Genomic DNA, 15,781 nt, shown 5'->3' with positions numbered 1-15,781 from the left:
CCTCCTCCGTTCTAAGACCTGTCCGTTGTACTATAAGTTATTCTTTTCGCAGCTTCTGCAAAGTATTTTAAATTCATAGGCGGGACTTCGAAGAAATGGTCACAGGCTGAAAGAATATAGCCTCCGTCTTTTCCAAAACTCTCAAACAATCTGCTTACTTCCGACTCAATCTCTTCTCTGGTTCCGGTTTCCAGAATATGAAACTGCTCCATTCCTCCGATCAGACCAACAGTCTGATGGAGAGCATTGTATACCTTCTCTTCATCTGCCCGGTTTTTTATATCACCGCCTACTGCTGCCGGAGAAAGTGTCTCCGATACATCACAGTGGTTTCCTGCAACCAGATCTGCGATCTGTGTCATTCCTCCACATGTATGATATACCGATTTGAACCCATGTTTTTTCAAAGCATCATGCATCCTTCTGTCATAAGGCTGACAAAATTCTTTATGAATGCTGGGTGATATCACGGTATTACTGGATGCCCCTCCCCCGGTTTCAACAAGGTCGAACGGGAGCCCCGGAAGGTTTTCCTCTATATATTCTAATTTTTGTTCTAAAAGAATTTCCAGCAGTTCATGCACCCAGTCCGGATCATCATACGTCTGCAGAATCAGATTCTCCACACCGTACAATTCACAAGCATCCTGCCAGCAGCCACTCTGCTTGCCCCATACGAATGTCCTTAATATTCCCCCGTCTCCCAGAGCAGTATAAGTATCCATTACCATCCTTCGGTTTAGTCTGGGAACGGGACGGTATTTTTGGATCAGCCGGATGTCTTCTTCGTTTTTGATTAGAGGTTCCAACACCCATGTTGTCATAGGGTCAGATCCTTCTGATGTAGTCAATATCCCCCCGGGAGTTTTTATTGTATAGTGTGTCACAAAGCAGCCTTTCTCCATATTCGAGGTACTGCTTACCTTCCATGTATTGCATGTATCTTTACCTACTTCATATATATTGATAGATGCATCCAGTCCACAAACCTTATTAGCCTCTATATCGCTCATCCCGCCCATATACTTTTTCAGGTGATAGGGCTGCCACTGATGGACTGTCACTGGAAGCCTGTCCGGTATTCCTCTCTCTAATGCACAGAGCATTCTTTCTTTCGATGTCATCATTAATCCTCCACATATAGATTCGCATCTTCTAGTTCAATCACCGATCCATGCTTTCTAAATAAAGGGAAATAATTCAATGGACATATAAAAGTGTACCACTCCCCTCCCTGATATGTTCGTTTCTCACCAAGCATCTCCACCCAGACCCCTTCAGGAAGATATACTTGCCTTTTCGCTCCTGCGCCTCCAAAGACAGGGGCTGCCAGTATGTCATCTCCAAAGAAATATTGATCGTACATTTCCCTGACATTTCTGTCATCAGGATACTCCAGCACCATTGGCCGGATAAACGGAACTCCCATTTCAACGCATTTCCTGGCAGTATCCCAGATATACGGCATCATACTGTAACGGAGTCTTATAAAATCTCTGAGAATCTTTTTTGTCTCATCGTCGTATGCCCACGGCTGTCTTGTAGTCGTCCCGTGCAGTCTGCTGTGTGACGTAAACAGACCAAACTGAGCCCACCTGATCATGACCTCTTTTGTCACATTCCCATAAAATCCGCCCATATCATGACTCCAGAATAATACACCTGACATTGCCATTGACAGACCTGCGCGGAGGGTACCGGCCATTCCTTCATAACTGGAGCAAGGATCTCCTGACCAACACACTGGAAACTGCTGCATACCGGCACATCCACTCCTTGCCCAAACGAGTGCATTTCCTTCTCCACGGTATTTACGCGAAACTTCGAATACTGCCTGATTGTAAAGCCTTGAATACACATTTCTCAGTTCTTTTCCTGTCATTTTGTTATCAAATATGGCATCATATGGAATGTCTTCCCCAAAATCCGTTTTGAGAACATCCACGCCTTCCAAGAGAAGCCTTTTTACTTTATTTTGAAACCATTCTGCTGCATTTTGATTTGTAAAATCAAGCAGGACACAAGGAGATAATAAACCATGCCACAAATCTGCCTGATAAGGTTCACCATTCTCTGTTCTGGCAAAATACCCGTTTACTTTACCTTCCTGATACATTTCTGAGGTAATGGTCACGTACGGATTGATCCAAAGACAAATCTTATACCCGTTATCCTTCAGCTGTCTAATCATATTTGCCCTGTCCGGGTACTGCTCTTCATCCCACACAAAATCACACCACTTATCTTCCCGCAGCCAGTAGCAGTCGAAATGCATTACATCACATGGTATCTCTTCCGTTCGAAAGCGCTGTGCATCCTCTTCCACATTTTTTCTGCTGTTCCCTTTAAATCCTGTAGAATACCAAAGCCCAAATGACCACTTCGGGGGCAGTGCGGCAGGTCCTGTAAGCTTAACATAAGTTGATATTATTTTTTTCAGGGAATCATTTACAATCAGGTAATATTCCAGTGATGTATCTGGTATATGCGCACTCAGTGTTGCAGTCGATTCACTCCCGACATGGAAGTCAAAAATCCCGTGATGATGTACAAACAGACCGTAACCATAGCTGCTTATATAAAATGGAATATTTTTATATGATGTTTCATCCCTGCAGCCAAGAGTATCAAAATTACGCATTGTAACTGTCTGACCAACCTTATTAAACCTTGTAAAATGTTCCCCAAAACCGTAAATACTTTCGTCATAATGAAGCTGGAAACCTAAGTTCATCCCCATCACTTCATTCCCATCCAGACTGTACCCCATCGGCGGGACCTGATTATATCCGTCGCCTACAGAATCCACATCCCCCATACTTTCTTCCACCGCAAGTCTTCCGTCTGAATGTTTAATTCGAAATGCATAGTTCTCCTTTTCAATCTCAATGAGACATTCTTTACACCTAATACAGTATCTACTTTCTGTTTCTTTCATTTTGACCTGCGCTTCGTGTAGAATCTCCTCGCAAACTACCGGGTAAGAAGTGTTATGAAAATGTTTATGCGCAAGCCTGAACCGGATGATTCCAGATTCAAAGACTGTAAATTCAAATATGATTGGTTTCATATACTGATCAAATGCCTCAACAGTAAACTGATTACCTTCCTGTCTCAGATCCTTTAAGACCATTGGGAAATGATGCTGATATTCCTTATATTTTTTCTCCATACTTATTCCCTTCCATTCTTCTCTACATATTTCAAAATTTCTTTTGCAGACTGCACATCATCTGTCTCAGTATGTATATACAGCCCCCTCCCGGATAAATGTTCCAGTAATATTGGAACATCGTCTGCCGGAGCCATGACTATGAGTGCTTTTCCTGCTGTCTGTATGCGCTTAAGAACTGGAAGATAATGTGATGCTGATGGCTGCCCTGCCACATGAGTCCACTGAACAGCCTTTAGTTTATCAAGGCTTAATATATGTTCCAGATGTTGTTCCTGCTCAATACCATCGAAATGATAAACCGGATATTCCAGCCACTCCATCTGCTGTTTCAGCTCATCAACAACAAACTCACGATACATCTCCTTCGAGAACATCACAGACATATCACACTGCATATGTGTGAGCCGTCCCGGAGCCAGAAGGTGCATCCAGGCATGAGCGCCGCCACTGTTCAGTTTTTCCGTTATTCTATAAAACATCTCATTGGTCCTGATCCATCCTTCATTCAGATAGCTGACAGCCTTTTTTACCGCTTCCGGCTCTGTCAGCATATCCACCAGAACATTTTCCGTACCATAAAGATGCCCCAGGGCATCCAGAGTCCCACAGCTGTCCGGCATTCCTATAAAGTAACTGTCCTTTGCACGATCCGTCAGATATCTTGTAATCTCCAGATGTTTTTTCAACCGGTCTTCAGTATAACTGTACCCAGCCTCATTCAGATCCTTCCAGACAGGATCAAACCAAATCGTATCATTTCCATATGATGGTACAGCTCCATAATAATTACAATGTCCGCTCGTCCCATAATTTTGAAAGATGACTGGAAGGGTTTCCCCTCCAAGGAATGTATTCTCAAGCCTTTCCATATTATTTTTATAAATTGTTTCCGGGTCTTCCCAATACTTCACAAGCTCTTCCGGCTGCCTGGCAAGATCTCTGGGATTATGGAACATAGAGATATTCCTGCCCTTTTCTTTAGGTGCGATTACAGATATCAGGACCCTGTCTATGATTTCTCTGTCCCAAAACGCATACAGTCTTTTTCTTACTGTTTCTATATCTTCTTTAAATCTCATTTTAAGCCTCCCCTGCCGCAGTCCCCATATATATGGTGATTATCTGGTATGGACTGATCTCTAATGCAACCATTCCATCCACAATTTCTAATTCCGTTTTCTTTTCTTCCGCCAGATTTGCAAGGTACACGCTTCTCACTCTGCCTGGTATGTCCAGATTTATATTCTGCTTCTTATCATAGATACTGTAAATCCGGAGTATGACTCCTTGCTGGTCCTCTGCTGTTTTTAATGCAGAAAGCTGAACCCCCCGGGGAAGCGTATCCAGAAAGCCCGCCATGTCCCCTTGCATGAACCGGATCTTCTCATGAATTTTCATCGGATGCGTGTAAGATGGATATCTGAATTTCTCTATCATACCGAAAGCCTCCTCCATCTCATTTGAGTGATATATGACACACAAATCGAAGCTGTTCTCTCCCTGACACTGTGCCTCTTCCGTTTCAATAGTCCAGCCCCCATTGCCATGTCTTGTAAGCAGATCCGTCCGCGACAGCCAGCCTACACACCGAAGCAGTGTAATGTTCAGGGCAGTTCCCGCATTCGTCTGGACAGCTTCAAATTCCGGCAGTCCAAGCGTTCCAACACTCATTGCTTCCTGTTCATCGTGCACACTGATGTAGCCCTGCGCCGGGTGTGTCGATTGGGGATATTCCATCCAGTCAACAGGTATCTCCGGTTCAACAGGTCTTTCTGCCAAACCAAAGATATGATAGGATTCACTTGTTTTTGTACATATCTCTGACGGAAACTGTATCTGCAGCCTGTGATCCTTTGCATGATTGTCAAACTCAATGTGACAGTCAATTCTATTGATATCTTTTATTAAGGTAAATTTCATAAAAAAGGGACAGGCAGCCAATTCTGTTTTCCTCATCTTCCGGTCAGTACTGAGAGATTCAGGAAGCATCATAGTTCCCCGCAAACAAAGACTCTGACAGATACCCTCCTGTATCACCTTTTCTGCCTCAAGTTCCTGAAACATATCCGTATACTCCCTGTCTTCCTGTGGCCAGGAATAGGTATACTCATCCCCTGCGTCCCCCCTGTCAATCAATCTGGCAAACCCGTCCAGTTCTCTCCCTGTACGTTTATCCAAAAGCGTTAAATGTATACCATCTAGCCGAATCCGATAAAATTCATTCTCAATCTCCGGTTCCTCTGTCCTCAGACACCTTACAGATACTGTATCATCAGGCTGCACAAACAACTGATGATACCCGAAGGTAAAACCTGGAAGGAGTACTCCCGCCCGAATCTTATTCACCTTGTAAATTTCCGGCATAGTATGATCTTGATACAACGTCGTGTAATCTTTTTTTGCCTCAAGTATCACATGCGGAACTACTCTGCCTGTTTCATCTGTAATTCTAATTCCCGAAGGTATTTGGGGATGGCATATCTGATCCTCACAATCTACAATCACAGACTTTGTAAAATCAACGGACTGCACCAGCATCTCATCAAGACAAATTTCAAGTTCTGCATATGCGGGACATTTTCTGACAGTCGGCTCAAACAAAAAAATTCCCGCCTCACGATCATTCTCTTTTCTATGATCTTTTCCACTCCTTATTACCACATCTTGCATCAGCATGTCCTCTAACTGCTCCACACATGCAAACCGCGTCACCATTTCCCGGTGCACTGCATCAATACTGCACCCGCAGATACTGTCATGCGGTTGATTTTCCAGAATTCTCTTCCAAATATAATCCATATATCCTCTGCTGTCATATTCCTGTCCAAAAATCTTCTCTAGTGCAAGCATCGGTTCCAGATATCGTTCTGCTTTATTTTGCACCACTTCGTTTTGCTGCTTTAAATACATTCGGGTTGACAATGTCCCACCGAGCAGCATGGATCGTTCTCCGGAGCGAAATTCTCCACGGAAGGTTGAAAGTTCAAAGGGGTCAGACCCTTTTGCGCTCCGAATTCTGAATTGTTTATCAATTTGTTCTCGAAGCTCGTTTAAATAGTTTTCCATCGTCGATAATTGGATCCGGCACTCTGGGATTTGTTCGTTCAGCTTCTTTACTACCTCACAGATATCTTCCTGTCCGGTAATATGGTCGGATCCATTCATTAAAAGCACAGTGTTTGTAGTGGATTTTTCCCTCAGACTATGAAGAAGTTCTTTTACCCTCGGTACGGACACATCCATATTGCTGCTCAAATTCCCGCTGTTTCCGTAACCGTGAGGCATATGTACACATAGTATTCTTGATGCATCATAGGGAGATTCCCAATAAAATTCTGACTTTTCAACCTGATTTGAAATTCCTCTCCAGAACACCATCGTATTCATCCCCAGCCCTTCGACTATCTGGGGCATTTGTGCCGGATGGCCAAAAGAATCCGGAAGATATGCTATATCCATCCTTTTCCCTGCATCCTTTACTACCTGTACTCCTTTTATATAGTTCCTGATATGAGATTCTCCGCTGATCAACAGTTCATCGGGCAGTATATACCAGGGGCCGCAGATGATTTTACCTTCTCTTAACGCATGAAACAGCCGTTCTCTGTTGTATGGTTTGACTGCAAGATAGTCCTCGATTACGATGGTCTGTCCATCCAGCATAAATGAAACATATTCGGAATTATTCTCGACAATATTTAAAAGTCCGTCAATTAATCTTACAAGTTTTGTCCTGAATTCTTCTTTTGTTAAATACCATTCCCTGTCCCAGTGTGTATGACATATCATATACGCCTTTGTATCCATACTTCTCCTCCGAAATCATATACACGTGTAACATCTTTTAATTAATCATATCCCACATTTTGTTACATGTCAATCAAATTATTATGTACAAAATTGCCAAATATTTTCATTTGTTTTCGGTATTATGCTGATTTTATTATTATACCTTGACCTTCAATATTACAAATGTTATATTTTTAATATACGTATTATTACATTGTAACATTTCAATATATTTCCGCAGGATTGAAATTGTACGCCACTCAGAAAATTCCTCCCTGCTTACATATTATTGATTTAATAAGATTTTTTTGTTACAATGTAACATACAGGGCAGAAAATCAGAATAAAAGAAGTAAAGGAGTAAGCAATGACTACCTCAGAGATCGCAAAAAAACTAGGTATTTCAAGGGGAACTGTAAGCCGTGTTCTCAATAATCATCCAAACGTCAAGCCGGAAACAAGGCAGAAGGTTCTGGATGCATTAAAAGAACTGAATTATACCCCCAATGAAACTGCCCGTTCGCTCGTTATGAAAAAAGAATTTCATATAGCAGTCATTGTCTTTTCTCAGCCATCCTTTTTCTGGGCACTGGTCGAGAACGGAGTCAGTACTGCGCAAAACGACCTCGCCTCCCAGGGTGTCATCGTAGACTATTTTGTCACAGACATCTTTAAACCAGAAGAACAGTTGGAGCTAATCCGCACCCTGCCCCAGAAAGGATATCATGGAATTGCTATTGCACCAAATAATCCACAGCTCCTTGCCAGTGAAATAGACCGGCTCTCAAGCAGTGGTTTTCCTATTGTAATCATTAATGTAGAAATCCCCACAGCTAATCAGTTGTGCTATATCGGTTGTGATTATATACAGTCCGGAATACTGGCAGGTGAATTATTTTCCCGTTTCCTTCCGGTTCCCTCCGATCTGCTAGTGTTAACCCTGAAAGATTCGGTTTATTCTATTGAACAGAGAATTACAGGTTTCAGAAAAGAACTTTCAAGACATGACCAATTAAACATCCGGCGTATCGAACGTTTCAACCGTGATGGGTCAGATGTTTATGAAACATTGACAGAACTGCTTTCAGAGACAGCAGATTTCCAAGGCATCTATGTCAGTTTTGATGCGCTCGTTCAAGTATCCGATGCTGTACAATCACTACATTTAGACCCGGCTCCAGTTATCATTGGATACGATCTGAACGAAAGTATCTATGAACGGCTAAAGAGCCGGTATATCTCCGCAACTATCTGCCATGAGCCTTTCAATCAGGGATATTTTGCCATTAAAATTCTTCACCGCTACCTTGACAAGAATATCTATCCATCTAGTTCCCTGATGTATAACAAACTTGAAGTCGTAGTCGCATCAAATGCCAAATATTATATGAACGAAGTTCTTCAGACCGAGCTTTTCCGGGAAATTTAGATTTACTCAGCATAAAAAACGGCTGGCGCAAAAGAATTTTTCATTCCTTTGCACCAGCCAATTTTATTTTCGATATTTTCTATTCAATTACTCTGATCCATCCCTCAGGTGCCTCGATATGCCCCATCTGGATTCCGGTCAGGGTATCGTACAACTTCTGGATCGTCGGTCCCATCTTTTCCATGCCGCTTGGCAGGCAGATTTCCTTGCCGTGGTCTACAATCTTGCCGACCGGTGAGATGACAGCAGCCGTTCCACACAATCCGCATTCGGCAAAATCCTTCACCTCTTCCAGATATACGTCTCTCTCTTCCACTTCCAGTCCCAGATAGTGTTCTGCCACATAAAGAAGGGAACGTCTTGTAATGGAAGGAAGGATCGTGTCAGAATGAGGTGTTACAACTTTATTATCCTTTGTTATAAAGATAAAGTTCGCCCCTCCTGTCTCTTCTACTTTTGTTCTTGTTGCAGAATCAAGGTACATATTCTCATCAAATCCATTGGCATGTGCTGTTACGATAGCATGAAGGCTCATTGCATAGTTAAGGCCCGCCTTGATATGTCCTGTTCCTCTCGGCGCTGCCCTGTCGAAATCTGATACGCAGAGAGTCAGAGGTTTTACACCGCCCTTGAAGTACGGGCCCACCGGTGTTGCAAATACACGGAACTGGTACTCATCTGCCGGTTTTACTCCAATGACCGGATTGATTCCAAACATATATGGCCTAATATATAAAGTCGCTCCTGATCCATATGGCGGCACATAGGCTGCATTGGCTCTGACAACCTGCTCCACAGCCTCCACAAAACGGTCAGCCGGGAAAGACGGCATCTCGAGTCTCTTTGCAGAATCAACCATACGCTGGGCATTCAGGTCCGGGCGGAATGTGACGATACGTCCGTCCTCTGTCGTATATGCCTTTAACCCTTCAAAAATCGTCTGTGCGTACTGGAGCACGCCTGCACACTCACTCATCGTAATGTTGGCATCCTCTGTCAGTCCGCCTTCATCCCATTTACCATCTTTAAAATTGGAAACATATCTCTTGTCTGTTGTGATGTATCCAAACCCCAGATTCTCCCAGTCAATGTTTTTCTTATCCATCCGTATCTCCTCCATTCCTCTGCTTTCATGCAGTCCAAAACTGTCTTTGTGCCAATTATAATACTTTCATTTGCAAAATTCAAGAGTGCGCTCTGTTTTTTATTCCTTTTCACGCCTTATAAATTATCAAACACACTCTAACGTTCCATCATGCTGATTGATTCGATTCCAACGCTTCCCCCGCGTACTACTTCTATATTCTTAAACTCTTCTTTCATCAGCTTGATGACCGCATCATTCTTCGTTGCAGTCTGCACAAATTCCAGAAGAAGGCTGTCTTTTCCATAATCTATGACCCTTGCCTTGAAAGTCTCGGCGATCTGGAACAGCTCCACTTTATCTTCCTGCGTGCACTTTCTGACTTTGACATACAGGATTTCCTTCATCCTCACAAATATATCAGTAAAATCAATCACCTTTATGACTTCCACCAGACGGTTCAGCTGCTTTTTAATCTGTTCAAATGTCTCATCGTCACTAACCGTTGCTATGGTCATCCTTGAAATCGTCGGATCTTCCGTCGTACCTACTGTCAGACTGTCCAGGTTATATGACTTTCCGGAAAACAGCCCTGATATTTTAGACAGCACGCCCACCTGGTTCTCTACATATAATGAAATCCATCTCTTTTTTAAGTTATTATCCATACTCTTCTCTCCTTTCGCGGGCAGAAAGCAGCTTTTCCTTCCTGCCCCGCCATTTACGTTTAGCAGTCCATGATCATCTCTTCCAGCGTACCGCCCGGCTGGATCATCGGATATACCATCTCTTCCGGGTCAATGATAAATTCAATCAAAGTCGGAACTTTCGTATTCTTCTTTGCTTCCTCAAAAGCAGCCGCAATTTCCTCTTTCTTCGTTACCCGGATGCCTTTTGCCCCGTAGCTCTCTGCCAGTTTTACAAAATCCGGCGTGTACTCCGGCATCTCCTGTCCTTCTGTCCTGCGGAACAGTGCTCCGGAACGCAGATTTGTCATTCCATATCTTTTGCCATAAAATAGTTTCTGCCACTGACGTACCATGCCGAGATATGTGTTATTAAATACACAGAGCACCATCGGAAGTTCTTCCAGTACTGCCGTTGCAAATTCCTGAATATTCATCTGCATTCCGCCGTCGCCGGAGATTGCAATGACCGGTGTATCCGGATTACCCAGTTTCGCCCCGATTGCTCCCGGGAAACCGTATCCCATTGTACCGAGACCGCCGGACATAATGATTTTTTTCTTAGCCGTAATCTCCACATACTGCGCCGCAAACATCTGGTGCTGCCCTACATCTGTTACTACGATTGCCTCGTCAAACTGGCGGTTCAGTTCATCTATGATATCCTTCGGGCCCATCTGTGCATGCTTTTTCATGGTCAGGGGATGTTCTTCCTGCCATGAATCAATTACTTTCAGCCATTCCCCTGTATCGCATGGTTCAACATACTCCTGCATTTTTAAAACTGCTTCTTTCGCATCGGCAACGATTGGAATATCAACATGGATGTTTCTGGATATCGCCGCCGTGTCTATATCGATATGTACGATTTGTGCCTTCGGGGCAAATGCATGCAGTTTGCCTGTGATCCTGTCATTAAATCTGGTGCCGATAGAAAACAAAAGGTCGCATTCGCTGACAGCCATATTCGCCGCATATGCACCGTGCATACCGAGATTTCCGATATAAAGAGGATGATTTGTCGGGATGGCCCCTCTTCCCATTACTGTTGTGATAACCGGTATCTTCGTCTTCTCCACAACCTCGGTAAAAATATCGTTGGCATGTGCGATGTTCACTCCCCCGCCCGCAAGGAACAGCGGGCGCTCTGCTTTATTCAGCATCTTGATCGCTTTTTTCAGCTGGCCGATATGAACACTTGTGTTCGGCTTATAGCCGCGGATATTCACGTCTGCCGGATATTCCGGGCTTCCCAGCTCTGACATAACATCTTTGGGCAGATCAATCAGTACAGGCCCCGGCTTGCCTGTTCTTGCGATATAAAAGGCTTCTTTGATGATTCGTCCGAGGTCTTCTCTATTCCGTACTGTCACACCATATTTTGTAATGCTTCTTGTAATCCCTACAATATCTACTTCCTGAAATGCATCGTTTCCAATCAGATGTCTTGCCACCTGGCCGGTAAAACATACAAGCGGAACGCTGTCATAGTTCGCGGTTGCGAGCCCTGTCACAAGGTTTGTCGCTCCCGGTCCGCTCGTTACCAGACAAACGCCGACTTTCCCCGTCGTCCTCGCATAAGCATCTGCCTCATGCACAAGCGCCTGCTCATGTCTCGGAAGGATCACCCGGATATCACTCTGCTTATACAATTCATCACTGATATCGATCGTACAAGCTCCCGGATAACCGAAGAGTGTGTCCACTCCCTCCTCTTTCAATGCCTTCACCAACAATTTGTTACCTGAAATCTGTCTCATACATATACCTCCTTTAACTTCCCCAGTGGTTTTCTTTCCAGAGGCCCTGAATAATCCCCTGTAAGCTAAAATAGAGTTTCGCTTGCGAAACTCGCGCCTGCGGCGGTCGCACTGCGACATCTACAGCTTACGCCGCAGTGCGCATCCCGCCGGGAAGACTTTTTATTTCATAGGACGTACTTCCCTATGAAATAAAAAGCCCTAAGCTATAATTAGCTTAGGGCGAATCTGCAATCCGTGTTACCACCTAACTTCAGAGAGTCTACTCTCTGCACTCTGCCAGTACGGGAACTTCTTCCGATACTGCTTCCCTGTAACGTAGGAACTACGTTGGAGCCTACTTAGGATTCTTCCTGTTCGGTCCACTGCTCAGAGGCTACTTCCATAATCCCTTCACGAAGGCTTCCACCTGCCGCCTTCTCTCTTGGCATCTGAGAATTATGTACTCCTCCCCGTCTTAGCATTTCACCAGTTATGTTTTCATAAAAGTTAGTTTTAATTATAATGTGTGTATTTAACTTTGTCAATGCCGGATTCTTGATGTTTCTTATCTTTTATCAAAATGAACAGTAACAAACAATACTTCTATGCCACAAAATACTGCCCAGCTGCAAGAAGATACACCGCCAGATAGTACAGCACAAGCAGGACCGCGCTGTATGCGCGCCGGCGTTTTCCACTCAAATGGCTCCATCCAAGGATCGTGTCCGAGACAACAAAGCAGACGCCCCCGATCCCGGTCAGCACGGCAGGAAGAGCAAAATGCTGTATGCCAAGTGACACCGCCATTGCTGCCATCACACAGAGCAGGGCCGCATAGGCCAGCCCCGGAACCAACAGGTTCTCAAGGTCTTTTAAATAACGCCTCACGGCCACAAACATCATACCGTAAAGAATCACAAAACATCCGGCCACATACCACGATGCCGCACCCATGTATAAAAATCCTGTAATTACACAGATATGGCCGATACCAAAGGAAGCCACTCCTGTGAGGAACCAGATTTCCAGAAGGACATCGGCCGCCATATAAAAGACCACGCCTGCAAAAATCCACCAGGCTGAAACTTCCTCCGTCACCGCCGCACGGTACAGTGCAAGCAGCACAGGCATAAAGGTGGCGAGTGCCTTGAATACAAGCGGCTTCCTGCTTCCGCTTTCCTTCCAGAAAAAGTAAATCAACCCGAAACCGGCCATCAGGACCGCAGCTGCAGCTAACATGAGTTTCCCTCCCTAAGCAGATTACTGGTTACTGTTCAAATGATGCTGTGCATCCCCGCAGGGCGTGCACAGTAACGTTTATTTTTTGCGCAGGGCACCGCTCTTAACCCCACCGGCGATCGTATAGACAAGCAGGGCACCCATGTTTACAATCACGACACTCGCTCCTGCCGGAGTCGCGCACAGGTAGGAAATAGATATCCCGACAAACAAACAGATCACCGACACTATTGCAGAGTTTATTATGACACTTTTAAATGTCTTGCACACTCTCATGGACGTCAGTGCCGGGAAGATGATCAGGCTGGAAATCAGCAATGCCCCCATCATGCGCATTCCCAGCACAATCGTGACTGCTGTTAGAACCGCGATCAGAGTATTATACAGATTCGCCTTTACACCGGTCGCCTGTGCAAATGTCTCGTCAAAAGTAATCGCAAATATTTTGTTATAAAAGATCACATACAGAATCAATACGGCAGCTGAAAGTGCGATACTCAGCTCCACATCCCCGCTGCTCATTGCGAGTATACTGCCGAACATATAATTGTAAACATCCGTATTCATCCCGGTTGTCATGGAAATCACCATGACCCCCACGGCCAGCGCTCCTGTAGAAATCAGCGCAATCGCTGCATCCCCTTTTATCTTGCTGTTCCCGCTGATTCGAAGAAGCAGCACAGCCGCCAGAATAACAATCGGTATGGCAACAGCAAGCGGGGCCGCATTCATTGCAGTAGCAATCGCGAGCGCACCGAACCCGACATGTGAAAGCCCGTCCCCGATCATGGAATAACGCTTCAATACAAGGCTGACCCCCAGAAGTGCCGAACACAGAGACACCAGTGACCCGACCAGAATTGCCCGGACCATAAAGGGATAAGAAAACATCTCGATCAGTTTCTCAGCCATGATACTCACCGCCCTTCAAAAATGCTTTACCGACCTCACTGTTTTTATATTCCCCGGCACGGCCGAAAAACAGGGCCGTCTCCTGAAGGTGGAGGATATGGCTCGCATATTCCATCGTACTTTCTATATCATGGGACACCATAACAACGGCAATCCCTGATCTTTTATTGATTTCATTAATCAACTGGTAGAATTCCTGTGTCACGATTGGGTCCAGCCCGGTTACGGGTTCATCCAGAAGCAGCAGTTTTTTTGTCGCGCACAGCGCCCTTGCAAGGAGGACCCTCTGCTTCTGTCCGCCGGAAAGGTCCCGGAAGCACTGCTTTTCAAGATCACGGATACCCAAAAGTTCCATGTTCTCCCGCGCCTTTTCTTTATCGGCTGCCGTGTAAAACGGGCGAAAGCCCCTGCTGTTGAGCCGCCCGGACAGCACGACTTCATAAACACTCGCCGGAAAATCCTTTTGCACATCATTTTGCTGCGGCAGATAACCGATCTCATTCTGTTTCAGTCCGTCTCCTAATGTAATGCATCCTTTCACGGGCGACTTCAGTCCCAGAAGGCTCTTAACCAGTGTACTTTTCCCGGACCCATTTTCACCCACGATGCAAAGATAGTCAGCCTGTCCGACCTCGAAAGATAAATCGTGTACGACGGTCTGTCCCTCATAGGCGATGGACAGGTCCTCACATTTAATTAATGCCATCCGACAGCGCCTCCTTTAATGTCCCAACATTCTTCTCCATCATACTCAGATATGTTTCACCTGCACGGAACTGTTCAGCTGTGATATTGTGGCAGCTGTAAAAAACTTTTACCTCTGCTCCTGTAGCTTCTGCAATTGCTTTCGCAATATTATCATTGCTCAGTTCCATTTTTAACACAACAGGTATCTTCTCTTCCTTCACTTTATTAATCAGATATGCCATTGTTGCGGCACTTGGCTCTGTATCTGACGCACAGCCTGGAAACGCCGCATAATAATCAAGCCCGTATGCATCGGCAAAATACCGGAACGGGAAACGGTCCCCGAACAGTACAGTATGTCCCGGCGCGTCTTTCACAACCTTTCGGAATTCACTGTCAAGATTTCTTAATTTTTCCGTATATGTTTTTTCCGCCTGCCTGTACGTTTCCTCATTCACAGAATCTTCCTGACAGAGAATTTCTGTAATGTTTTCCACAATCTTTACCGCATTCTTAGGAGATGTCCACACATGTTCGTCAAAAGCCCCCTCTTCTTCCTCTTCATGGCGTTCTTCCTTCATACCTGCAACGTGTTCTTCCTCTACAGTATCCACACAGTCAACCAGGCGCAGTGTCCTGAGCTGTCCGCGGTCCATAGAGTCCAGAATATCCTCGACCCATTCATCATTCTCACCGCCTACGTAGATAAACAGGTCACATTTCTGGATATCAATGATATCTTTCGGCGTCGGTTCATAGGAATGACTCTCCTCACCCGGCTTCAGGAGCATCTTCAAATCAACCTTGTCCCCGGCAATCTGACGTACAAAATCGTACTGTGGAAAGATGGTCGTGACCACTTTCAGTTTTTCCGTGTGCGCAGAGCCATTTTCCTGTTCCTCCTTTGCACACCCCTGCAGGAAGACCGCCGAAAGAACCAGTATGAGGATCAGGCTGCATACCTTTCCACGTTCCGCCCAGTCAGAAAACTTCCTGCATTTTAACCATTTATATATCATCATTCAATATTCACTTACC

The 15,781-nt window shown here is 44.8% G+C and carries 12 protein-coding genes and 1 other annotated feature; of the genes, 1 reads left to right on the top strand and 11 read right to left on the bottom strand.

Going from position 1 to position 15,781, the window contains the following annotated elements:
- Positions 1-11: 11 nt before the first annotated feature.
- The 4 genes from DWX43_RS13170 to DWX43_RS13155 are packed head-to-tail and all read right to left on the bottom strand — an operon-like array spanning position 12 to position 6,982.
- The gene (locus tag DWX43_RS13170; RefSeq protein ID WP_118620592.1) at positions 12-1,127 is read right to left on the bottom strand and encodes a uroporphyrinogen decarboxylase family protein; all 1,116 of its coding nucleotides are present in this window, start codon (positions 1,125-1,127) and stop codon (positions 12-14) included.
- Positions 1,127-3,172, bottom strand: a complete 2,046-nt coding sequence (gene yicI / locus DWX43_RS13165) for an alpha-xylosidase (RefSeq protein WP_118620591.1) — start codon at positions 3,170-3,172, stop codon at positions 1,127-1,129. The genes DWX43_RS13170 and yicI overlap by 1 nt, the downstream gene beginning before the upstream one ends.
- 2 nt (positions 3,173-3,174) lie before the next feature.
- Positions 3,175-4,254, bottom strand: coding sequence for a trimethylamine corrinoid protein 2 (locus DWX43_RS13160; RefSeq protein WP_118620590.1), 1,080 nt, complete (start codon positions 4,252-4,254; stop codon positions 3,175-3,177).
- 1 nt (position 4,255) lies between these two features.
- A complete protein-coding gene (locus DWX43_RS13155; protein ID WP_118620589.1) occupies positions 4,256-6,982 on the bottom strand; it encodes a glycosyl hydrolase-related protein in 2,727 nt (908 codons plus the stop codon).
- Positions 6,983-7,331: 349 nt separating this feature from the next.
- On the opposite strand from DWX43_RS13155, the gene DWX43_RS13150 reads away from it, so the two are divergent.
- Entirely contained in the window at positions 7,332-8,393 is a 1,062-nt protein-coding gene (locus DWX43_RS13150) for a substrate-binding domain-containing protein (RefSeq protein ID WP_118620588.1), read from the top strand.
- Positions 8,394-8,472: 79 nt separating this feature from the next.
- Here the strand turns inward: DWX43_RS13150 and DWX43_RS13145 are convergent, their stop codons facing one another.
- The 7 genes from DWX43_RS13145 to DWX43_RS13115 form a co-directional block, all read right to left on the bottom strand.
- A complete protein-coding gene (locus tag DWX43_RS13145; RefSeq protein ID WP_279220792.1) occupies positions 8,473-9,513 on the bottom strand; it encodes a branched-chain amino acid aminotransferase in 1,041 nt (346 codons plus the stop codon).
- Between the two features lie 122 nt (positions 9,514-9,635).
- Positions 9,636-10,145 (bottom strand): acetolactate synthase small subunit, encoded by a 510-nt coding sequence (gene ilvN / locus DWX43_RS13140; protein ID WP_109729803.1) that lies wholly within the window; start codon positions 10,143-10,145, stop codon positions 9,636-9,638.
- Between the two features lie 59 nt (positions 10,146-10,204).
- Entirely contained in the window at positions 10,205-11,923 is a 1,719-nt protein-coding gene (gene ilvB / locus DWX43_RS13135) for a biosynthetic-type acetolactate synthase large subunit (protein WP_118620586.1), read from the bottom strand.
- 215 nt (positions 11,924-12,138) lie between these two features.
- Positions 12,139-12,391 (bottom strand) — a binding site (T-box leader).
- A 117-nt stretch (positions 12,392-12,508) separates the two neighbouring features.
- A complete protein-coding gene (locus tag DWX43_RS13130) occupies positions 12,509-13,144 on the bottom strand; it encodes a lysoplasmalogenase (protein ID WP_109729805.1) in 636 nt (211 codons plus the stop codon).
- A 78-nt stretch (positions 13,145-13,222) separates the two neighbouring features.
- On the bottom strand, positions 13,223-14,056 hold the full coding sequence (locus tag DWX43_RS13125; protein ID WP_109729806.1) for a metal ABC transporter permease: 834 nt from the start codon (positions 14,054-14,056) through the stop codon (positions 13,223-13,225).
- Positions 14,049-14,762 carry a metal ABC transporter ATP-binding protein gene (locus tag DWX43_RS13120; protein ID WP_109729807.1) on the bottom strand — a complete coding sequence of 238 codons (714 nt, stop codon included), beginning with the start codon at positions 14,760-14,762 and terminating at the stop codon, positions 14,049-14,051. Before DWX43_RS13120 ends, DWX43_RS13125 begins: the two co-directional genes overlap by 8 nt.
- Positions 14,749-15,765, bottom strand: coding sequence for a metal ABC transporter substrate-binding protein (locus tag DWX43_RS13115; RefSeq protein WP_330582252.1), 1,017 nt, complete (start codon positions 15,763-15,765; stop codon positions 14,749-14,751). Before DWX43_RS13115 ends, DWX43_RS13120 begins: the two co-directional genes overlap by 14 nt.
- Positions 15,766-15,781 lie beyond the last annotated feature (16 nt).

It is taken from the genome of Clostridium sp. AF19-22AC (assembly GCF_003479085.1).
GTDB lineage: Bacteria > Bacillota > Clostridia > Lachnospirales > Lachnospiraceae > Faecalicatena_A > Faecalicatena_A orotica.
The sequence above is the reverse complement of the archived record's forward strand: the minus strand, read 5'-3'. Positions and strand labels throughout refer to the sequence as shown.